The sequence below is a fragment of the Chryseobacterium sp. genome (genome assembly GCF_008831505.1).
Lineage (GTDB): Bacteria > Bacteroidota > Bacteroidia > Flavobacteriales > Weeksellaceae > Marnyiella.
In genome coordinates this window covers 1,387,408-1,407,668 of sequence record NZ_CP044507.1, presented here as the reverse complement: position 1 = coordinate 1,407,668, position 20,261 = coordinate 1,387,408, and the positions used below count along the sequence as shown (strand labels likewise).

General features: G+C 44.4%; 21 protein-coding genes. 10 read left to right on the top strand and 11 right to left on the bottom strand.

From position 1 onward, the window contains the following. Position 1: 1 nt before the first annotated feature. Positions 2 to 2,260: a cation:proton antiporter gene (locus tag F7R58_RS06605; RefSeq protein WP_158064146.1), complete on the bottom strand. Its 2,259-nt coding sequence runs from the start codon at positions 2,258 to 2,260 to the stop codon at positions 2 to 4. Positions 2,261 to 2,526: 266 nt separating this feature from the next. On the opposite strand from F7R58_RS06605, the gene F7R58_RS06600 reads away from it, so the two are divergent. The 6 genes from F7R58_RS06600 to F7R58_RS06575 all read left to right on the top strand — a co-directional run bounded on the left by F7R58_RS06600 (position 2,527) and on the right by F7R58_RS06575 (position 7,224). Continuing rightward, positions 2,527 to 2,763: a YdcH family protein gene (locus F7R58_RS06600; RefSeq protein WP_158064145.1), complete on the top strand. Its 237-nt coding sequence runs from the start codon at positions 2,527 to 2,529 to the stop codon at positions 2,761 to 2,763. A gap of 150 nt (positions 2,764 to 2,913) precedes the next feature. Further along, the gene (gene dnaX, locus F7R58_RS06595) at positions 2,914 to 3,999 is read left to right on the top strand and encodes a DNA polymerase III subunit gamma/tau (protein WP_158064144.1); all 1,086 of its coding nucleotides are present in this window, start codon (positions 2,914 to 2,916) and stop codon (positions 3,997 to 3,999) included. Positions 4,000 to 4,064: 65 nt separating this feature from the next. Further along, the gene (locus F7R58_RS06590; RefSeq protein WP_158064143.1) at positions 4,065 to 4,583 is read left to right on the top strand and encodes a hypothetical protein; all 519 of its coding nucleotides are present in this window, start codon (positions 4,065 to 4,067) and stop codon (positions 4,581 to 4,583) included. A 20-nt stretch (positions 4,584 to 4,603) separates the two neighbouring features. Beyond that, positions 4,604 to 5,683 carry a chorismate mutase gene (locus F7R58_RS06585; RefSeq protein ID WP_158064142.1) on the top strand — a complete coding sequence of 360 codons (1,080 nt, stop codon included), beginning with the start codon at positions 4,604 to 4,606 and terminating at the stop codon, positions 5,681 to 5,683. Positions 5,684 to 5,692: 9 nt separating this feature from the next. Further along, on the top strand, positions 5,693 to 6,625 hold the full coding sequence (gene rsgA, locus F7R58_RS06580; RefSeq protein WP_158064141.1) for a ribosome small subunit-dependent GTPase A: 933 nt from the start codon (positions 5,693 to 5,695) through the stop codon (positions 6,623 to 6,625). 182 nt (positions 6,626 to 6,807) lie between these two features. After that, positions 6,808 to 7,224, top strand: coding sequence for a nucleoside-diphosphate kinase (locus tag F7R58_RS06575; RefSeq protein WP_158064140.1), 417 nt, complete (start codon positions 6,808 to 6,810; stop codon positions 7,222 to 7,224). Between the two features lie 100 nt (positions 7,225 to 7,324). Here F7R58_RS06575 and F7R58_RS06570 read toward each other — a convergent pair whose 3' ends face one another. The 3 genes from F7R58_RS06570 to F7R58_RS06560 form a co-directional block, all read right to left on the bottom strand. Then, positions 7,325 to 7,624: a hypothetical protein gene (locus F7R58_RS06570; RefSeq protein ID WP_158064139.1), complete on the bottom strand. Its 300-nt coding sequence runs from the start codon at positions 7,622 to 7,624 to the stop codon at positions 7,325 to 7,327. A 74-nt stretch (positions 7,625 to 7,698) separates the two neighbouring features. Beyond that, the gene (rpe, locus tag F7R58_RS06565; RefSeq protein ID WP_158064138.1) at positions 7,699 to 8,349 is read right to left on the bottom strand and encodes a ribulose-phosphate 3-epimerase; all 651 of its coding nucleotides are present in this window, start codon (positions 8,347 to 8,349) and stop codon (positions 7,699 to 7,701) included. Between the two features lie 6 nt (positions 8,350 to 8,355). After that, positions 8,356 to 9,438 carry a M28 family peptidase gene (locus F7R58_RS06560; protein ID WP_158064137.1) on the bottom strand — a complete coding sequence of 361 codons (1,083 nt, stop codon included), beginning with the start codon at positions 9,436 to 9,438 and terminating at the stop codon, positions 8,356 to 8,358. 53 nt (positions 9,439 to 9,491) lie between these two features. Here F7R58_RS06560 and F7R58_RS06555 point away from each other — a divergent pair, with 53 nt between their 5' ends. Further along, positions 9,492 to 10,193: a DUF4294 domain-containing protein gene (locus F7R58_RS06555; protein WP_158064136.1), complete on the top strand. Its 702-nt coding sequence runs from the start codon at positions 9,492 to 9,494 to the stop codon at positions 10,191 to 10,193. On the opposite strand, the gene F7R58_RS06550 is transcribed toward F7R58_RS06555, so the two are convergent. Together F7R58_RS06550 and mnmD are read right to left on the bottom strand one after the other, a co-directional pair. Further along, positions 10,175 to 10,609 (bottom strand): NUDIX hydrolase, encoded by a 435-nt coding sequence (locus tag F7R58_RS06550; RefSeq protein ID WP_158064135.1) that lies wholly within the window; start codon positions 10,607 to 10,609, stop codon positions 10,175 to 10,177. The genes F7R58_RS06555 and F7R58_RS06550 overlap by 19 nt on opposite strands. Before the next feature lie 26 nt (positions 10,610 to 10,635). Next, positions 10,636 to 11,325: a tRNA (5-methylaminomethyl-2-thiouridine)(34)-methyltransferase MnmD gene (gene mnmD / locus F7R58_RS06545; RefSeq protein ID WP_158065412.1), complete on the bottom strand. Its 690-nt coding sequence runs from the start codon at positions 11,323 to 11,325 to the stop codon at positions 10,636 to 10,638. Positions 11,326 to 11,409: 84 nt separating this feature from the next. Between mnmD and F7R58_RS06540 the strand changes: the two genes are divergently transcribed. Then, positions 11,410 to 12,483, top strand: coding sequence for a branched-chain amino acid aminotransferase (locus F7R58_RS06540; RefSeq protein ID WP_158064134.1), 1,074 nt, complete (start codon positions 11,410 to 11,412; stop codon positions 12,481 to 12,483). Between the two features lie 186 nt (positions 12,484 to 12,669). Further along, on the top strand, positions 12,670 to 13,707 hold the full coding sequence (locus F7R58_RS06535; protein ID WP_158064133.1) for a peptidylprolyl isomerase: 1,038 nt from the start codon (positions 12,670 to 12,672) through the stop codon (positions 13,705 to 13,707). An 87-nt stretch (positions 13,708 to 13,794) separates the two neighbouring features. Here the strand turns inward: F7R58_RS06535 and F7R58_RS06530 are convergent, their stop codons facing one another. From F7R58_RS06530 to F7R58_RS06510, 5 genes are all read right to left on the bottom strand, one after another. Further along, on the bottom strand, positions 13,795 to 15,177 hold the full coding sequence (locus tag F7R58_RS06530; protein ID WP_158064132.1) for a M28 family peptidase: 1,383 nt from the start codon (positions 15,175 to 15,177) through the stop codon (positions 13,795 to 13,797). 34 nt (positions 15,178 to 15,211) lie between these two features. After that, positions 15,212 to 16,453 (bottom strand): DUF1015 domain-containing protein, encoded by a 1,242-nt coding sequence (locus F7R58_RS06525; protein ID WP_158064131.1) that lies wholly within the window; start codon positions 16,451 to 16,453, stop codon positions 15,212 to 15,214. Between the two features lie 2 nt (positions 16,454 to 16,455). Further along, positions 16,456 to 17,418 carry a D-2-hydroxyacid dehydrogenase gene (locus F7R58_RS06520; protein WP_158064130.1) on the bottom strand — a complete coding sequence of 321 codons (963 nt, stop codon included), beginning with the start codon at positions 17,416 to 17,418 and terminating at the stop codon, positions 16,456 to 16,458. A 40-nt stretch (positions 17,419 to 17,458) separates the two neighbouring features. Beyond that, a complete protein-coding gene (gene serC, locus F7R58_RS06515) occupies positions 17,459 to 18,517 on the bottom strand; it encodes a 3-phosphoserine/phosphohydroxythreonine transaminase (protein WP_187695280.1) in 1,059 nt (352 codons plus the stop codon). An 86-nt stretch (positions 18,518 to 18,603) separates the two neighbouring features. Then, on the bottom strand, positions 18,604 to 18,954 hold the full coding sequence (locus F7R58_RS06510; RefSeq protein ID WP_158064128.1) for a 4Fe-4S dicluster domain-containing protein: 351 nt from the start codon (positions 18,952 to 18,954) through the stop codon (positions 18,604 to 18,606). 227 nt (positions 18,955 to 19,181) lie between these two features. Here F7R58_RS06510 and F7R58_RS06505 point away from each other — a divergent pair, with 227 nt between their 5' ends. Beyond that, positions 19,182 to 20,216: an acyl-CoA reductase gene (locus F7R58_RS06505; RefSeq protein WP_158064127.1), complete on the top strand. Its 1,035-nt coding sequence runs from the start codon at positions 19,182 to 19,184 to the stop codon at positions 20,214 to 20,216. Positions 20,217 to 20,261: the final 45 nt, after the last annotated feature.

Below are 20,261 nucleotides of genomic sequence, written 5' to 3'. Positions count from 1 at the left end.
CTTAGATTTCCACATTCAGTTTTTCAATTTTCTTACGGTTACCTACCACCCAAACAATATCGTCCAGCTGCAGGATTTCAGATGATTCAGGATTCAGGATGCGCTCATCTCCCCGCCGGATGGCGATCACAAGTCCGTCCGTTTTATCCCGTATGCCCGATTCCTGTATGGTAAGTCCTTTTTTAGGTGAATGATGATTGATGAGGATCTTGCCGAGTTTAATATGGTCAATATTTTCCTCTTCTATGACTTCCTGACTGTCAAATACTTCTTTAAAGATCTGGAACTGGTCATCGGTCGCAATGATGCCAACCTTGTCATAAGGCATCAGCACCTGATAGCGGTCCGGCGTATGGATAAGTTTGCCGCCGCGGCGTATATATCCGATGTTAATGCCGTATTTCTCCCGCCACTGAAGGTCTACCAGACTCTTTCCAATATATTCCGCCAGTGGTTTTACTTCCAGTTCAATGATATGTACATCCCAGGCTGCCAGGCTTTCTTTAATATTGGAAGTGCCTGCAAGGGTGGTTACCGCCTGCGCATCGCCCATTTCAGCACGGTCGTTGAGGTTGGTGATAAACCTGCTCTCGATACGGCTGTAAAACTTGTTGAGCCTGTTGGAGAAGATGACCATCAGCACGATTGCCACCGGAATGGTGATGAAGAAAGAGATCGTTGTGGAGGCGAACCGGTCCAGAAAAAAGCCTAAGATTCCGATACCGATTGAAAAACGGATAATTTCTATAATCAGCAGCGGACCGCGGCTGTATTTGGTCTTGGTCCACAGTTCGCGGTAAGCCACGGAATTTGGCCGTTTTACCATCAGCGCCCATAGGAAGGGAAGGATGAAAAGCACCGGTAAGGCATTGCCAATGATGTTTTTCAGACTGTTGCTTTCCAGGTTATCGTTGATGGCGGGAATGATAAAGTTTGCAAAAAGCAGATAAATGGCCATGATGATGATTCCGTTGATCACGATAATCCGAACATAGTTTGTAAGTATCGTCTTCCAGCTGTTTTCGGCCTGTATGTTCTGCGTGTTGGAGGAATAGCGGTTGATTTTCTCAATATATTTGGGCGGAACCACGCGTACCAGCCAGCTATAAAACGGTTCCGAGAGTTTGATAAGATAAGGTGTAGTGAACGTAGTGATGGCCGAAACACCCACCGCCACCGGAAAGAGGAAATCCGATATTACACCCAGTGAGAGTCCAAGCGTAGCCACAATAAAGGCAAATTCACCGATCTGCGCCATACTCATCCCGACCTGAATAGACTGTTTCAGTGGCTGTCCGGAGATCAGCGCACCTAACGCAGAACTGAAAAGTTTACCCACTATGGTCAATATGGTTACGATGAAGATGGGCCAGGCATAGGTGATCATGGCTTCATAGTCTATCATCATACCTACCGAGACAAAGAACACGGCTGCAAAAAGATCTTTTACAGATTTCAACGTATGCTCCACTTTTTCAGCCACGGTAGTTTCAGCGATGATGGATCCCATAACAAAAGCGCCAAGCTCTGCCGAGAAACCAACGTTCACCGCGATAAGCACCATGCCCAGACAGAGACCGATGGAAAGGATAAGCAGGATTTCATCATCAACCAAAGGTTTTATTTTCTTGAGCAGGGTAGGCACCAGGAAGATGCCCAACAGAAACCATAAAATGAGAAAGAACAGCAATTTAACAACAGTAAACAGGATCTGTGTGCCTTCAAATTCTTTTGTCACCGCAATGGTGGAGAGAAGTACCATAAGCAGGATCACCACGATATCTTCTACCACCAGAACACCAAAGACCGTCTTTGCGAAGTTCCTGGTCTTCACTCCAAGCTCATCGAATGCCCTGATAATGATGGTGGTAGACGAGCTGGCCAGCATACCACCCAGAAACATACTGTCCATGATGCTCCAGCCCAGCCAGCGCCCCGTATAGTAACCGGCTATGGTTATGAAAATAATCTCCACAAAGGCTGTCACTGAGGCCGAGCCTCCCACGTTCATCAGTTTCTTGAAACTGAATTCCAGTCCGAGACTGAACAGGAGGAATATCACCCCGATCTCCGCCAGGGTTTTAATATTGGCACTGTCCACCACGGACGGAAAAATGTTCAGGTTTGGGCTCACCAGGAAACCAGCAATGATATATCCCAGTACAAGAGGCTGCTTGATTTTCCTGAAAATAATAACGACAAAAGCTGCCACTATCAATATCAATGCTAAATCCTCTATCAGTTTCGGTAGGTGTCCCATTTGGCGTAAATGTGTATTTTCCCAAAAGTAAGAAAATGCTTAAGTTTTTCAAAGGATTAATTCACCAAAATTGCATTATAGTACTTCATTAAAGTCCGCCGCTTTCGGGTTGAAGTGCGGTTCACCAGTTATCCGGTACATGAAGTCTGCACTTTACGGAGTCCTCCCAAAATTCAGCTATTTTTTCCTGATGATATGTTTCATATTGACTGACGCCTAAAAAGTGTTTAACTTTAGTCTGTAATAATCCACAAATAGTTTACACCATGGAAAACCACATTCTTATTAACGAGTTTCCTGAGTATGTGCAGAAAATCGCAGAGCTGAAAACAAATGACGATACATTCCGTAAAATGTACGTCAACTATGAGGAGGTGAATGCCCTTATTCAGCATTATGAAGACGGCGAAGTAAATCACACTACAGATGAACACCTGACTGAACTTCGCAAGAGAAGACTGTATCTGAAGGATGATATTTATTCTTATCTGCACACCAATTGATTTTCCGGATTACAATTATTTCAGGCGGCTTTCATAGGCCGCTTTTTTTATGACTATACTTATGCGGAGCATTCGTACCATGAAATTCCCAGCAACCGCTTTTTTACCAGGGGTTTTGTATTTCACATTATTTCGCTTATTTTTGACCCCATGGAAAACTTCGTTGTTTCAGCCCGAAAATACCGTCCGCAGGAGTTTGATACTGTTGTTGGGCAGACGCATATTACGGACACACTGGAGCATGCCATAGAAGAAAACCAGCTTGCCCAGGCACTGCTTTTCTGCGGTCCGCGTGGGGTGGGCAAGACCACTTGCGCCAGGATTCTGGCCCGCAAGATCAACGAAAGAGATGGTGCCACTTCGGAAGATGGCTTTACCTACAATATCCATGAACTTGATGCCGCTTCCAATAATTCGGTAGATGATATTCGCGAGCTGATAGACCAGGTACGTTTCGCACCACAGGTTGGTACCTACAAGGTGTATATCATAGACGAGGTGCATATGCTTTCGTCTGCCGCTTTTAACGCCTTCCTAAAAACCCTGGAGGAACCGCCCGCGCACGCGATCTTTATTCTGGCTACCACAGAGAAGCATAAAATCATACCGACGATTCTATCCAGATGTCAGATTTATGATTTCAAAAGGATAACCATTGAGGATATCCAGCAGCACCTTCGCAAGATTGCTGAAGCTGAAAACATCCGGTATGATGACGACGCACTTTACCTGGTAGCGCAAAAAGCCGATGGTGCCCTGCGTGATGCATTATCCATCTTTGACAGGCTCTCCACCTTTACCCAGAAAAATATTACGCTCCAGAAAGCGGCTGAAGTCCTTAATATCCTGGATTATGACCAGTATCTTACTGTTGCCGACCTTGCGCACGAAAATAAGATTCCTGAGATTCTCACCGCCTTTAACGAAATTGTAAAAAAGGGATTTGACCCGCATCTTTTCATCGCCGGATTGGGCAGCCATTTCCGCGATCTTATGATGGCGCAGAATCCTGTTACGCTTTCACTTATTGAAGTAGGCGAGAAGACGAAGGAACGTTTCGGCGCCCAGAGCCAGAAATGGACGCCGCAGCAGCTTATTGACGGCATTGAAATCTGTAACCATGCAGATATTAACTATAAAAATTCGAAGAATCCCAGGCTGATGGTGGAGATTGCTTTGATGCAGCTTGCCAGCCTAACCGCAGCAAATAATTCCGTCAAAAAAAAAAATTCCTGATTTTAGCCCCCCGGCTTGAGCAGCTTCCGCCTCCCGCGTCTGAAAAACCAAAAGAGATACCGGCTGTGCCGGAAGCAGCGGTCGTTCAAAAGGCGGTAACTCCTGTAGTGAAGTCCAAACCGGCTACGCCCTCGCGGTTCAGCATTGCGCGCAAGCTTACCGTTGAGGAAGAGGAGGAGAAAGATACGGTGATTCAGGCAGATAAGGAAGAACTTCCCAACAGCCACTTTACGGAAACCGATCTGCAGACTGAATGGAAAGCCTTCCTGAATCAGATTCAGCAAAAAGATATTGTCATTTACAATGCCATCAGCGGTTTTAAAGTCCATAAGGAGGACGAAGACCTGATCCGCATCTTCTATCCTTCAGATACTGCCAAATCTGAATTTGATAAAGTATCCCATGATTTCCTGAACCACTTTCGGCACAAAGTACACAATTATACATTCCGTGTGGAATATAAGATGGATGCGGTAAACCTGAAGAAAGAAATCGTGACCAAACGCAGTCTCTTCGAAAAGTATGTACAGATTAACCCGGTACTGAAAGAACTTGATGACCTCTTTAAACTTGACCTTAGTTGATAACCCCATTTTACAAACCCATGCAGTTAACCGATATAAATAACGACTGGATTTCACAGTTCAATCATCCGCTAATCATCGCAGGGCCCTGCAGCGCCGAGAGTGAGACCCAAATGCTGGAAACTGCCGGCCGGATGAAAGAATCCGGGGCTTCGGTCTCTGTATTTCGTGCCGGTATCTGGAAACCGCGTACCAAACCTAACGGCTTTGAAGGCGTGGGAACCATTGGCTTGGGCTGGCTGAGGAAAGTAAAGGAAGAATTCGGCTACAAGACTGCAACCGAGGTGGCCAATATGCATCATGTACAGGCAGCCGTAAATGCGGATGTAGATATTCTTTGGATTGGCGCACGCACCACTGTAAATCCTTTTGCTGTGCAGGAAATTGCCGATGCTTTGAAAGGTACAGACCGGATCGTGCTGGTTAAGAATCCCGTAAATCCCGACCTGGCTCTATGGGTTGGCGCGCTGGAGCGCCTTGCCGGTGCCGGTATCCAACATCTTGGGGCTATACACCGCGGATTCTCCACGTACAGGAAAACAAACTACCGCAATATTCCCAACTGGCAGATTGCGCTTGATTTTAAAAACCAGTTGCCCAATATTCCGCTGATAATCGATCCCTCCCACATTTGCGGTAACCGTACCGGACTGTCGTCAGTAGCTCAGGAAGCCCTGAATTTGGGATATCAGGGCGTGATGATCGAGACTCACTGCAATCCGGACGAAGCCTGGAGCGACGCGAGGCAACAGATTACACCGGAAACCCTCGCCGCGCTGTTGAAAGGACTTATTGTCAGGAATGAGGAGTGTGCGGGTTTTGACGAGGAACTTGAAAGGTACCGCACCCTTATTTCTGACGTAGATTATCAGGTCATTGATCTACTTTCGCAACGGATGAAACTTTCTGAAAAAATCGGAATGCTGAAGAGTGACAATAACCTGACCGTTTTTCAGCCTGACCGCTGGAAAGCCGTTACAGAATACGCTAAAAGGAAAGCTGAAGAAACGGGAATGTCGCAGGAATTTATCGAACGCATATTCAAGACCATTCATGAGCAGTCTGTAGTGGTGCAGAATGACATCATGAAAAGCAAATAAACGCATTGTATGAAAGGACTTGTGATAAAATCCACCGGCAGCTGGTATCAGGTGATGGAGCATGACACCAGGCAGGTGTACGAGGCGCGGATCAGAGGTAAGTTTAAACTCATAAAAACACGATTAACGAATCCTTTGGCCGTGGGGGACCATGTGGAGTTTCAGCTGGAAAAGGACAGTGTAGCCTGGATCACAAAAATTGAAACCCGCCGCAATTACCTGATCCGGAAGTCTGTAAACCTTTCAAAAGAAGCACATATCATTGCATCCAATATTGATATTGCCTGTTTTATCTATACGCTAAAGTTTCCGGAGACATCCCTGGGTTTTCTGGACCGTTTCCTGGCTTGCTGCGAAGCGTATAATATTGAGCCACTCATCCTGATGAGTAAGATGGATACCCTGAACGAAGATGAAGCGGAAATAATCCGGAACATTGAAGAGATGTACCACAATATTGGCTACGAAACGCTTCAGGTGTCCTCTTATACCAAACTGAATCTGGATTTGCTGCAGCAGAGGCTTAAAGACAGGGTTTCGGTATTCTTCGGACATTCAGGTGCCGGAAAGTCTACTTTAGTCAATGCTTTTCAGCCCGGTTTGAACCTTAAAACCTCGGAAATTTCCGAAACTCATCTGAAAGGTAAACATACGACCACTTTCGCACAGATGCATTTTTGGGATTTTGGCGGAAGCGTAATCGATACGCCCGGTGTACGGGAGTTCGCTATGATTGATGTACTTAAGGAGGAGGTGCAGCACTATTTTCCGGATATCTTCCGGAAGTCGGATGAATGCAAGTTCTATAACTGTCTGCACATCAATGAACCAAAATGTGCGGTTTTAGCAGGCCTTGAGACTGGTGAAATCGAAGAAACCAGGTATTCCACCTATCTCAAACTCATGGAGGAAGCAGATGCGCTGGAGCAGGAAGGTTTTTAGCACAAAAAAACCCAGCCGAAGCTGGGTAAAAACTAATAACCATGAAAACTCAAATTAAACATGAGAATCTGATTTTAGTAAGCAAGTCGCGTGCCAAAAGTTGAAAAACGTTTAAATAAACTTTTCTTCTCAGGAATTAATTAAAAGCGTAAATTTGCACTCGAAAATAAATATATAGATATATGTCAGGAATCACATTTACGATGATCAAGCCAGATGCAGTTGCAGACGGGCACATAGGCGCAATTTTAGGAAAAATTGCTGAAGCCGGATTCAAAATAAAAGCATTGAAGCTTACTCAGCTTACTCTGAGTGATGCTAAGAAATTTTACGAAGTTCACAGCGAGCGTCCTTTTTACGGAGAACTTGTGGAATTTATGAGTTCAGGTCCTATTGTTGCTGCGGTTTTGGAGAAGGATAATGCGGTTGAAGATTTCAGAACGCTTATTGGTGCTACCAACCCTGCTGATGCTGCAGAAGGTACCATCAGAAAAATGTTCGCAAGAAGTGTAGGCGAGAACGCGGTACATGGTTCAGATTCTGATGAAAATGCACTTATTGAAGCTCAGTTCCATTTTTCAGGCAGAGAAATATTCTAAGTAAATAATTGGTAAATAAAAAGCCGTACTGTTCTCCATCAACAGTACGGCTTTTTTTTGACAATAAAATTCAGGCAAAATGCTGAAAAATTAATCTGCTTTATTGCTTGTCTGTGTCTTCAGTTTCGCTCTTTTCCGAGTCTGCTCTTACGGCCTCGCTTATATCTTCGCTTGCCTCAGTGCGCGAGATAAAATGGTGCGCGCCATATTTACCGCTGATCTGTATGGCCCAGATGATACCTCCAATCAAGCCTAAAATGATACAGATTCCAAAGACTACAGCTCCAGTCTGGCCTTGGTCCAGGTATTGGTACAGCGCGAATCCCAAAACAGTTCCGGCAATTAATGGTGAAAGAACGATTTTGAAGAAGGAGTAACTTTCAATGAATTTAGCAAACATAAGACCTGTTTATAGATTATACGCTTGTTCAAATGTTTAAGTTACAGTGTAAAACATTACATTGACAGGATGTCCTAAATCTTCAGAAGTTCTATCGTTTTTTCAGGGTTTTCACTGCTGAAAACAGCGTTACCGGCCACAAGCACATCGGCACCAGCGTCAAACAGTCTGGATGCATTGTCCAGGTTTACACCGCCGTCTACCTGAATAAGAGCTGTGGAATTGTTGTTAAGAATAAGGTCTTTGGTTTCAGAAATTTTCTTGTAGGTGTTTTCTATGAATTTCTGACCGCCGAATCCTGGATTCACACTCATCAGCAATACCAGGTCCACTTCAGAGATAATATCTTCCAGCATCAGAACGGGTGTTGAGGGATTCAGCACTACGCCCGCCTTGGCACCGCTGTCCTGGATAAGTCTGATGGTACGGTGCAAATGCACGCATGCTTCATAATGTACTGAAACCAGGTCGGCGCCGTGTGTAATGAATTCTTCAACATATTTTTCCGGCTCAACAATCATCAGGTGTACATCCACAAACTTTTTTGCATGCTGCTGCACCGTCTTCATCACCGGGAAACCAAAGGAGATATTGGGTACAAAGCGGCCGTCCATAATATCGATATGCAGCCAGTCTGCCTGGGAATTGTTCAGCATATTAATATCCCTTTCCAGATTTCCGAAATCTGCGGACAGCAGGGAAGGGGCAATCATCTTGTTTTTCATTTTATTTTACTTAGCGTGATATTTCAGGTTCATTTCAGGTTCTATGCGGAGTAAGGTTTCGTAGATGAGCTGTATCACATTGGCTACATCTTCTTTAGATACCATCTCTACCGTGGTATGCATATAGCGCAGCGGTAAAGAAATCAAAGCCGACGGTACACCACCGTTAGAATGGGCAAAGGCGTCGGTATCGGTTCCTGTTGCACGGCTGGCAGCGGCACGCTGGAACGGTATTTCCTTCAGTTTGGCGGTATCCACAATAAGTTGGCGGATGTTGTGGTGAACACTTGGCGCATAAAATACCACCGGTCCGTCACCACATTTTTGGTCACCTTCCTTCTTCTTCTCAATCATCGGCGTGGTGGTGTCGTGCGTCACATCTGTTACAATGGCGATGTTGGGCTTCAGTGTTTCCGCAATCATATGTGCGCCGTACAGTCCCACTTCTTCCTGTACTGAATTGGTGATGTAAAGACCGAAGGGCAACTTGTTTCCGTTTTCCTTCAGCATGCGAGCAACTTCCGCGATCATAAAGCCGCCAATCCTGTTGTCCAGGGCACGGCAAACGAAATAGCGGTCATTAAGCTCAAAGAATTCATCCGGATAGGTAATCATACAGCCTACAAAAACACCGAGTTCTTCCACTTCTTTTTTCGAAGTAGCACCACAGTCAATGAATATATTTTCAAGTTTTGGAACCGGCTCATCTGAGCTGATACCTCTAGTGTGAATAGCCGGCCATCCGAAAACCCCTTTCACTATTCCCTTTTCACCGTGAATGTGTACCACTTTGGAGGGGGCAATCATCTGGTCCGACCCGCCGTTGCGGATTACATAGATAAGTCCGTCGTCAGTGATATAATTAACGTACCAGGAAATTTCATCGGCATGGGCTTCAATCACAACTTTGAAGGGAGCTTCAGGATTTACGATGCCATAGCAGGTTCCGTAATGGTCAAAATCAATTTTATCAACATAAGGCTTTATGTAGTCCATCCATATTTTTTGCCCGTCATGTTCGTAACCCGTTGGGGATGATTGGTTTAGGTAAGATTCTAAAAACTTAAGAGATTTCTTGCTGAAATTCATTGAAAGGGAATAAAATTTGCGTTAGTTTGTGGATTTTTGAGACAGTAAAAATAATGAAAATATATCAGACCCTTTTGGTCTTTCTTCTCTTTGTTACCGTATCGGTGAAGGCGCAGGATACGGTTATGGTAAAGCCTTTAAGTGAATATCCCCAGGATCAGCTTAAGGTAGATGAATTCGGACAGAAATACTTCTATGATGAAAAGCAGAAGGCTAAAATTTATGAAATCAACGGCGAAACTGTGGTGATCATGGATGAACTGGTCCTGAGAAAGGGGCCCGGATTTAACAATCAACTGGACCGTAATTATTACTTTTTCCTGAATAAGAAACTGGCCCGCGTCTATCCTCTTTTTGTTACAGCACTTGCGCAGTACAATGGAATCCAGAGTGATATCGCGAACATGGACCGGAACTCACAGAAGAAATATATCCGGGAACGCCAGTCGAATCTTGCAAACCAGTACGAAAAGCAGCTGCGCGATCTGACAACCACTGAAGGTCGTGTTTTTGCGAAGCTGATGCACCGTGGCACGGGAAAAACGGTTTTTGAGATTATTAAGGAACTTCGCGGGGGTTGGAGCGCCTTCTGGTGGAATGTGAAGGGCAATATTGCCGAAGTTGATATAAAGGAGCCTTATGACCCTTACCGCAACCGTACCGATTTGTATATAGAGTCACTGCTGCATTCCAACTGGAATTACGGCTACCTGCAGCCCTATCCCGGTGCTCTACATTATAAGGTCAGAAAATGATTGCTGGTCATTTTCTCCCTTAACTTTTCAAAGGCAATCCTATCGATAGGCAGGGGGAAGATATTCTCCGAGTCTATAGACAACCATTCCACTTTTTCAATACAGGGATCCAGAATAAGAAAGTCAGTTTCGTCCACTATCTCCACGATGTAGTAGATGGTAAGCAGCTGCTCATTGTCGCGGAACCGCGAAACCTCAAAGTTTTCCTGGGTATATAAGTGTTCTATGATCCGGATCTTCGCATTCAGTTCCTCTTCAAATTCGCGGTGAAGGCAGTCCAGAACGCCTTCGCCATACTCCAGTCCGCCGCCGGGGAACTTCATCAGGTGTTGGCCTGCGTACTCTTCATGTAGTACAAGTACACTTCGGTCTTTAACTGCACAGGCATAGATGCGGACGTTGGTTTTGTTGATCATGTATAGAAGTTTGGATTAAAAATACATTATTTTTTTGTTAATGAGTTTTTCCAGGCGATGAGCATCTCACGTTTTCCCGGCGGTCCGGCTTTCTTCTCCACTTCAAAATCCAGGGCCTTTAAGATACGGCGCACAGAACCTTTGCTGGAATAGGTCGTTAATAGTCCGCCTTCAGACATTTTTTCGGCCACAGATGCAAATAGAGATTCCTCCCAAAGATCCGGCTGCACACGTGCGCCGAAACAGTCGTAATATACTAAATTGATTTTAGGGATTTCAACCGAAGGCAAAGCGTGGAAATCAACCTGTATTTTCTGAAGACTGAAATTCGGCAGAATTTCAACAGGAACTTCCCAGTCGGATTCATGAATTTTAAGGTACATTTCCTGCAGTTCACTGTTTGAAAAAAGGTCACTGTAGTCCAACTCTTTAATCTCCGCTTCAGTTATGGGATATTTTTCAAGGGTATAAAAGTTTATTTTATGATTTTTGTCAGTTTTTAAAAACTCATCAATAGTGACTAAAACGTTCAATCCTGTTCCAAAACCCAGTTCTAAAATATTAATTTCGTAATCATTAACTAATTTTAGTCCATTATCAATAAATACGTGTTTTGCTTCCTGAAGCGCACCGTGATGTGAATGATAGCCTTCATTCAATTCATTGATAAACAGTGTCTTACTGCCGTCAGATGTGACTTTAACCTCTCTTTTCAACTTATTTTTTTTCAAATTTAAACTAAAATATGTATATTTAAAAAATTATTTAGAGTTGTAAAACACGTTTAAAAAAATTAAGAAATGATAATCCAAAAAACCGAAAATTCAAGGATTTCTTCCTTTGATCCAGAAAATTACTCATTCGGAGACCACTTCACGGATCATATGATTATATGTGAATATGAAAATGGTGCCTGGGGTGAGGCGAAGCTCATGCCTTACGGTCCGCTGCCTTTTTCACCTTCCAATATGGCGTTTAATTACGGTCAGGCCTGTTTTGAGGGTATGAAAGCATATAAAGACAGTAATGACGAAGTTTATCTTTTCCGTGTAAATAAAAATTTTGAAAGGATTAACAAGTCAGCCAAGCGTCTGGCGATGCCCGAGATTCCTGAGGAGGTTTTTGTTGGTGGTCTGAAAGCACTTATGGACATAGACAGAGCTTGGATTCCTACCGGAGAAGGTAAATCACTGTACATCCGTCCGCTGATCTTCGCTACCGAAGAAGGATTGAAAGCAAGGGTTTCCAACAAATATATGTTCGCAATTGTGGCTGCACCGGCTACCAGCTATTACAGCGCACCGGTGTCGGTGAAGATTTCGGATTATTATTCACGTGCTGCCAGTGGCGGAGTTGGATTTGCCAAAGCGGCCGGTAACTATGCGGCATCTTTCTATCCTACCCAGCTGGCTAATGAGGAAGGTTATGAGCAGATTATCTGGACCGATGACAGTACGCATGAGTATTTTGAAGAAAGTGGCACCATGAATGTTTTTGTTAGGATTGGTGATACCATCTATACACCTCCAACATCTGAAAAAATCCTGGATGGGGTTACAAGAGACAGTTTCATTACTCTGGCTAAGCATAAAGGAATTGACGTTAGGGTAGAGCCAATCGCTGTGAAAGATGTTCTGGCGGCTCACAAAGACGGAACGCTTAAGGAAATCTGGGGAGTAGGTACTGCTGTCGTAACGACTGCATTCAAATCCTTCGGTTATCAGGGCCGGAATTTTGAACTTCCTGTACTTTCAGAACAAGAGAGTTATGCTCTTTCTCTTAAGAAAGCCCTTGTTGATATTCAGACCAATGCGGCCGAAGATCCGTTTGGCTGGAGAGAGAAGGTTGAAAAAGACGTTCTTCAGACAGTATAATCCATATAATTTACAGATTAGAGTCAGGCTTAGTTGCCTGACTTTTTGTTTTATTATTTGGGGCGAATTCCGTATTTTCGCCATGCTCACCGCATTAACAATAATAAACCAGTAATGTTCAGAAAATACTCAATTTTAGCAATAGCAGGATTAACGCTATTTAGCTGTACACCAATATATAAAAAGATGAATGTAGACAAACAAACGTACGAAGGTTTGAATGACGGGCTTTATGCGCACCTTCAAACCACAAAAGGGAACATGATTGTAAAACTGGAGGATGAAAAATCGCCTGTAACAGTTGCTAATTTTGTTGGCCTTGCAGAAGGTAGCATTCCCAACAAGTCCAAAGGAAAAGGGGTACCTTTCTACGACGGTACCATTTTTCACCGCGTAATTTCAGATTTTATGATCCAGGGCGGAGATCCGCAGGGAACAGGAATGGGCGACCCCGGCTATAAGTTTGCTGATGAGAAGAACGATCTGAAACATGATGTGAAGGGTGTTCTTTCAATGGCGAACTCCGGTCCGAATACCAACGGATCTCAATTTTTCATTACTCAGGTACCAACACCCTGGCTGGACGGTAAACATACCATATTCGGGAAAGTAGTGAACGGTGTTGAAGTGATAGATACAATAGCAGCTGTAGAAAAAGGACCACAGGATAAGCCTAAAACAGACGTTGTACTGGAGAAAGTTTCCATCTTCAGCAAAGGCGACAGCTATAAGAACTACGATGCAGCAAAACTTTTTGAAACTGGTAAGGATAAAATTCAGGAAAATAACAAGGTCTACCTTAGCAAAATGGAGGAGGAAAAGGCAAAAAAAGAAGCTGAGTTCAAAGCCAATCAGCAAAGACTGGTTGATGAGATGGCAGCCGGTATGCAAAAAACTGCTTCCGGTCTTTACTATAAGATCACTAAAACTGCTGCGGGCAAGGAGCCAAAAGCAGGTGATATGGTAGCCGTACATTACGCCGGCCGCCTGGTGGACGGAACAGAATTCGACAGCTCTTACAAAAGAAATCAGCCACTGGAATTTCCGGTAGGAACAGGACGTGTAATAAAAGGTTGGGACGAAGGTATCCTGATGCTAAAGGAGGGTGAAACCGCCACTCTGCTTATTCCTTCGGAACTTGCCTACGGACCGAACGGTGCAGGTGGTGTAATTCCGCCAAATGCATGGTTGGTTTTCGATGTGGAACTGGTGAAGATCAAGTAATCAGAACAGAATAATACATACAGGCTGTCCCGCAAGGAGACAGCCTTTTTTTGTTGATTATTTGAAAAGATAATGAAGTTGTGTAATCTACCAGTTCTGGTCGATCATATAAACCATTTGAGCCATAGCCACGGCGCCGAGGTTTAATTCACGCCGGTTTACTTTATCAAAAGTATCCTGACTGGTATGGTGGATATCGAAATAGCGCTGCATATCCGGAACCAGTTCTGCCAAAGGTATACCCAGCTTTTTCAGTGGCGCTATGTCCTGTCCGGAAGTTTCCTGCGTAAAATCGTACACTCCGTAAGGCAGGAAAAAGTTTTTCCAGGCAAAGACCAGCCTGCGCCGCTGCGGAATCATGTCCAGTGAAATCCCGCGTGGAGAATATCCGCCGGCATCGCTCTCTATCGCAAAGATATGTTTTTCGCCTGATTTCTTAACGGCAGCAGCATATGTCTCGCCGCCATGAACGCCGTTTTCTTCATTGGCAAAAAGAACGAAACGTAAAGTATGTCTGTTCTTGATATCAAGTTTTTTAAAGACGCGAAGTACTTCCAGTACCTGCACCACACCTGCACCATTGTCATGTGCTCCTTCGGAAATATCCCAGGAATCCAGATGTGCACCTATCACGATGACACTGTTGTCCTTATTCCCCGGAATTTCAGCAATCACGTTATGATTAATCTTTTCGCCTTTTGTAGCGGAGGTGGTGTTAATCTTAACCATGACAGGCTGTTTCTTAACTAACTGTTCCAGTTCATCGGCGCTGCGTGCACCAATTGACAGTGCCGGAATCCTGTTCTTGTCCAGTACGTCGTAATATACACTTCCGGTATGGGGCAGATCGTCTGAAGCGGAGGTTGCCGAACGGGTAAGTACTGCTTTGGCTCCTTTGCGGCTGGCCAGAGAGGGTGTGGACCAGCGGTACTTGCCTGCAATAAGATAGGCTTCATTTGGGTTAATGATAGTTTGGTCGAACGCGTAATTAAAGAAAACAATTTTGTCCTTTACATCGCTTGGAAACATCTGTGAAAATTCTGCCAGGTCTTTGGCGAAAATGATTTCACCGGTTAAGTCTTTTCCTCCCGTACCCTCAGAGGTACCCAAAGCCAGTGCCGGTATGCTTTTCCAGTTCCCGCCCGCCGTTTTTATCTGAACGCTTTCGCGGCCGCGCTCCCAAACAGGCACCATCACATCCTGTCTGCGAATATTGGAACCGCCGTTCTCTGCAAATTTTTTTTCGGCCCAAACAACAGCTTTGTCGTAGGCGGGCGTCGCGGCAAAGCGGGGGCCAATTCCTTTCACAAGTTCGCGCAGGTTCTCATACGCATTGCTGTTCAGCATAATTTCATCGGAAATCCTGCGGAATTCGCCGGCGAAATCCGTTTTTGGCTGGGATGAAGGCTTACGCTGAGAAAATAAAATTCCACCCAAAAAGAGTGGAATGATTATTAGGGTTTTCTTCATTTTTATTTCCTTTCAGGACTCAAAAATAAGAAATTTACTTCATGTCATACATGACCAGCGCTGTAATGAGTTTGGGCTCAATGTAAGTGCATTTGGGTGGCATGCTGATCCGGTTGTCCGAAATTTTAAGCATCTCATTAAAGCTGACAGGATATACCCCGAATCCGATCTGACCTTCATGTAAGTCAACTTCGGCTTTCATTTTTAATATGCCTTCAACTGAGGAGTTCCCTTTCACATATCTTATCTGCTCCGAGCTGTCGGTATTTTCTATTCCGAGGATGTCTCTTAATATATATTTGTCCAGCAGATGGTGGTCCAGGTTGTCTTTGGAAATCTCGGGATTGCGTAAACTGTGCTTCACATGCAGGGAGTAGAACAGCCCGTCCATATACATTGAAATATGAAATTTCTGCGAAGGATAGTACGGTTCTTCACCTTTAACATGAATATCAAAACACTGTTCCAGTTTCGCTAAAATCTCCTCTGACGAAAGTCCGTTACGGTCTTTAACGACCCGGTTGTAATCATGAATTTTAATGGACTGGTTGGAAACAATGAAGCTGAAAATATAGTTGTAGGGCTCTGTACCTTTATGCTTCTTATTTTTCTCCTTATGATTTCTGGCGTTCAGAGCGGTGGAACCTATACGGTGATGCCCGTCGGCAATGTAGAAAGAGTCTATCTGCTCCAGTACTTCCTTAAACTGCTGCATTTTCAGGCGGTTGTCTATTTTCCAAACCTTATGACGAATGCCGCGGCTGTCATAATAATTAAGCAGGGGAACATTCTTTTCCTCATGATTCATCAGGAGTTCAACTTTCGAATTGGCCGGATACGTCAGGAGTACGGGTTCCGCCTGCAGACCCACTTTGTCCAGGTATTGGGCAAGTTTTTCTTTCTTTTGCGGAATGGTGCTTTCGTGTCTCTTGATTTTCCCGTCCCAGAAATCCTCTACAGAGACCAGGCCGAGCAGACCGCGGAAGACGGTTTTGTCGGGTTTGATCTGCTCATACAAATAATAAGAGGAGGCGTCCTGTATGAGTTTCTTATCCTCCAGGAGTTCCTCGAAATTGGTCCTTATTTTCCTGAGGTTGCGGTCTATATCTTTGGATTTACTCACCACATAGGGTTTGATCATCTGTACGTAGGAAAAGTCTTCCTGCGCTTTTCTGTTGATTTCTTCCTGTGTAAAATTGTCCAGCGGATGCGTTGGAAATACATCCAGATAGTCTTGGTGCGGACGTATACCGCGAAAAGGCTTAAATATCGGCATCGTTAGACAATTGAGTTCTTAATTGCGATGATCTGCTGCGCCAGTTCAGTGCCAATTTTTTCCTGTGCGTCCAGTGTATTGCCTCCAAGGTGCGGTGTAAGCGAAAGGTTAGGATTCATCAGTAACGGCAGTTCAGGTGTAGGTTCGTTTTCAAAAACGTCCAGGGCTGCACCGGCAATCCTGCCGGATTCAATGAAATCCAGAAGCGTTACTTCATTAATTACACCACCTCTGGCAGTGTTCACGATATAAACACCGTCTTTCATCATCTCAAACTGAGGCGTATCCAGTACATAGCCCTCTGTTTTCGGCGTATTGATGCTGATGAAATCGGTATCTTTCAGGAACCCGCTGTAATCAGTTGTTGAAGTTATTTCAAATTTTACAGTTTGACCGTCAAAAAAACTCAGGCTGAGTGTTTCCGTCCGCGGCTTTCTGGTGAGTACCTTCACCTTCATTCCCAGGGAAATTCCCATCTTAACCACTTCCTGACCGATGCCGCCAAATCCGATTACGCCCAGGGTCTTCCCTTCAAGCTCGCTGGCGTTGCTGTATGATTTCTTGAGCGCATTAAACTGTGTATCACCTTCCAGCGGCATCATCCGGTTGGATTCGTGCAGAAATCTTGCAAGGCTGAAAAAGTGAGCAAAAACGAGTTCGGCCACGGAACGCGAAGACGCGTTAGGCGTATTGATTACGTACAGACCTTTTTCAATTGCGTATTCAACATCAATATTATCCATGCCTACACCGCCGCGTCCAATAATCTTCAGTGACGGGCAGGCATCAATTAGATCCTGTCTTACTTTAGTGGCACTGCGCACCAATAGCACATCCACGTTATTCTCGTTAATAAAACCGCTAAGATGTTCCTGTGAAACCCTGGCATCTAAGAGCTCAATACCGTTTTCCTTCAGTTTATTTTCTCCTGCCTTGGAAATTCCGTCGTTAGCTAAAACTATCATTATTCTTGGAAATTAGAGGGTAAGTTAAAATTTATCGTGTTTACAGGCTTTTCATTACATCAACAAGCACCTGCACACTTTCCAAAGACATTGCATTATACATGCTGGCACGGTATCCGCCCAGGCTGCGGTGGCCGTTCAGTCCACTGATGCCGGCTGCTTTCCAGGCACTGTCGAACTGTTCTTTTTTGGATTCGTCCACAAGTTTGAATGAAACATTCATCACCGAACGGTCTTCAGGTACGCAGAACGTTTCAAAGAGCGGATTTCTGTCAATTTCACTGTAAAGCAGTTCGGCTTTAGCGTTGTTTCGGGCCTCAGCCGCAGCTATACCACCATTGTTCTCCAAATGCTGAAGCGTAAGCATGGTAGCATATACCGGGAAAACCGGTGGAGTATTGTACATGGATTCCTTTGAGATATGTTGCTCATAATCGAGAATTGAAGGAATATCGCGACCACTTTTACCCAGGATGCTTTTCTTAACCACAACGAGCGTAACACCCGCAGGACCCATATTTTTCTGAGCCCCTGCGTAGATCAGGTCAAATTGGGAATAATCTACTACACGGGAGAAGATGTCAGAACTCATATCGCAAACCATCAGTGTGTCCACTTTTGGGAATTCTTTCATCTGAGTTCCGTAAATGGTATTGTTGGAGGTGCAGTGAAAGTAATCATAACTGCTGTCGGCAGTATAGTCTTTTGGAATAAACGAATAATTGGACTCTTTGGATGATCCGATGACATCTACAGTTCCGAATTTCTTTGCCTCCTTAATGGCTCCAGCTGCCCAGGTTCCGGTATCCAAGTACGCAGCCCTACCATTTTCAGCCTTCATCAGGTTGAAGGGTACCATTGCAAACTGCAGGCTGGCACCACCGCCCAGATAAAGAACCTCATAATCGTCGCCCAAATTCATCAGTCTTTTTACGATGGCCCTTGCTTCATCCATCACCGCTACAAATTCTTTGCTGCGGTGTGAGATTTCAAGGAGTGAAAGCCCCATACCGTTAAAGTCCAGAATGGCTTCTGCTGATTTGGTGAAAACTTCCTGAGGTAAAATGCAGGGACCTGCACTGAAGTTATGTTTTTTCATCATTTAGTATTTTTGGTTGTGTATTTATGTTTCTTTAATGCTGGAGCGGGCTAAAAAAAGCCCACCAAAAATGAGCGGGCCTGTAATTATTCTCCGTGCAGGAAAGCTTTTTTCTCCAGTAAACTTTCTTCCGACTCTACATGATCCTCATCCGGTATGCAGCAGTCTACAGGGCAAACGGCAGCACACTGGGGCTCCTCGTGGAAGCCTATACACTCGGTGCACTTGTCAGTCACAATAAAGTAAACATCATCACTTACCGGTTCCTGGGGCGCATCAGCGTCTACAGTAAGACCGGATTTCAATACCACTCGGCCGGAAAGGGAAGTTCCTTCGGAAGCCTTCCAATCCACCGCTCCTTCATAGATTGCATTATTAGGGCATTCCGGTTCACAGGCGCCACAATTTATACATTCATCAGTTATTTTGATAGCCATAGCTATTACTTATTTTAAATTTGGTGCAAAGTTAAGAAAAAATAGCGCATACCGCGGGGGAAAACCAAAGTGTGCAGCTGATTTTTCACCATTACTCAAAGTAACTTTAATAAGGCTTAATAAACTGTGATGGAAACTGAAGCTATAATTCCGAACGTTTCGCTTCAAATTGGTTATTTTTGCAGCCGGAACGGGTTGAAACTATTTGGCCCCGCAATAATATCAAAATGAATCAAGAGAAGCAGATTGCAGGACTGTGTGCCGTGGGTAAATATATTCAGGATTTTTTGGAAAAGGATCCGGCCTCCTTTAACGAAACAGATCTCGAATTTGAAACCGTACTGAGCAAATCAGAAAATGAAAATCCGTGGTTTACACAGGAAAATCAGCGTTTTGCAATGAAGCAGTGGAGTTTGCTGCTGACCGAAGCAAAATTAAGGGCATGGCTCTCGGCATACCGTGTTGCTGCGCAACCCAAAAGAGTAGGTCTTATTCTGGCAGGAAATATACCAATGGTTGGCTTTCATGATGTACTGGCCGTTGTGCTGAGTAATCATATTCCCGTAATCAAATTATCCTCTAAAGACAGACAGATGCTACCGTTCCTGCTTCGTTTGTGGAATAAGAAGTCCGGTGGTGAGGTGCAATATGAAACAGTAGAAAAACTACAGGATTTTGATGCTGTTATTGCCACGGGCAGCAACAATACGGCAAGGTATCTTGAATATTATTTCAGAGACCACCTCAGCATCATCCGAAAGAACCGCACTTCTGTAGCTGTTCTGAAAGGGGATGAAAGTGATGAAGAACTTCAGCTTCTGGCAGAGGATATTTTCCGCTACTATGGTCTGGGGTGCCGTAATGTAACACGTATCCTGATGCCTGAAGGTTTTATGGTAGACAGGCTTTTTGAAAATTTCATAGGTTTCAGTGACGTAATTAACCATAACAAGTACGCTAATAATTACGAGTACAACCGTGCAGTTTATCTGCTGAATCTCGAAAAGTTCTGGGACAACAATTTTGTTATGCTGAAGGAAGACGACAAGCTGTTCTCGCCACTTTCTGTGATCAATGTTTCCCGCTATTCTGATCTGGATGAAGTAAAAAAGTTCCTGGCCGCTAATGAGCAGGATATTCAGACCGTGGTGGCTAAGGCAGAACTGGGACTTAACTCAATTGGTTTTGGCGAAGCACAGAGTCCGGGTTTGGATACCTATGCGGATAATGTGGATACAATGCGCTTTCTGGAGGTTATCTAAACTAAATTACTTTTGAAAAATTTAAAAAAGGACCTCAGCAAACGC

Coding starts and splice junctions, on each gene's coding strand:
- F7R58_RS06605 (WP_158064146.1), bottom strand. CDS start 2,260: ATGGGACACCTACCGAAACTGATAGAGGATTTAGCATTGATATTGATA.
- F7R58_RS06600 (WP_158064145.1), top strand. CDS start 2,527: ATGGAAAACCACATTCTTATTAACGAGTTTCCTGAGTATGTGCAGAAA.
- dnaX (WP_158064144.1), top strand. CDS start 2,914: ATGGAAAACTTCGTTGTTTCAGCCCGAAAATACCGTCCGCAGGAGTTT.
- F7R58_RS06585 (WP_158064142.1), top strand. CDS start 4,604: ATGCAGTTAACCGATATAAATAACGACTGGATTTCACAGTTCAATCAT.
- rsgA (WP_158064141.1), top strand. CDS start 5,693: ATGAAAGGACTTGTGATAAAATCCACCGGCAGCTGGTATCAGGTGATG.
- F7R58_RS06575 (WP_158064140.1), top strand. CDS start 6,808: ATGTCAGGAATCACATTTACGATGATCAAGCCAGATGCAGTTGCAGAC.
- F7R58_RS06570 (WP_158064139.1), bottom strand. CDS start 7,624: ATGTTTGCTAAATTCATTGAAAGTTACTCCTTCTTCAAAATCGTTCTT.
- rpe (WP_158064138.1), bottom strand. CDS start 8,349: ATGAAAAACAAGATGATTGCCCCTTCCCTGCTGTCCGCAGATTTCGGA.
- F7R58_RS06560 (WP_158064137.1), bottom strand. CDS start 9,438: ATGAATTTCAGCAAGAAATCTCTTAAGTTTTTAGAATCTTACCTAAAC.
- F7R58_RS06555 (WP_158064136.1), top strand. CDS start 9,492: ATGAAAATATATCAGACCCTTTTGGTCTTTCTTCTCTTTGTTACCGTA.
- F7R58_RS06550 (WP_158064135.1), bottom strand. CDS start 10,609: ATGATCAACAAAACCAACGTCCGCATCTATGCCTGTGCAGTTAAAGAC.
- F7R58_RS06540 (WP_158064134.1), top strand. CDS start 11,410: ATGATAATCCAAAAAACCGAAAATTCAAGGATTTCTTCCTTTGATCCA.
- F7R58_RS06535 (WP_158064133.1), top strand. CDS start 12,670: ATGAATGTAGACAAACAAACGTACGAAGGTTTGAATGACGGGCTTTAT.
- F7R58_RS06530 (WP_158064132.1), bottom strand. CDS start 15,177: ATGAAGAAAACCCTAATAATCATTCCACTCTTTTTGGGTGGAATTTTA.
- F7R58_RS06525 (WP_158064131.1), bottom strand. CDS start 16,453: ATGCCGATATTTAAGCCTTTTCGCGGTATACGTCCGCACCAAGACTAT.
- F7R58_RS06520 (WP_158064130.1), bottom strand. CDS start 17,418: ATGATAGTTTTAGCTAACGACGGAATTTCCAAGGCAGGAGAAAATAAA.
- serC (WP_187695280.1), bottom strand. CDS start 18,517: ATGAAAAAACATAACTTCAGTGCAGGTCCCTGCATTTTACCTCAGGAA.
- F7R58_RS06510 (WP_158064128.1), bottom strand. CDS start 18,954: ATGGCTATCAAAATAACTGATGAATGTATAAATTGTGGCGCCTGTGAA.
- F7R58_RS06505 (WP_158064127.1), top strand. CDS start 19,182: ATGAATCAAGAGAAGCAGATTGCAGGACTGTGTGCCGTGGGTAAATAT.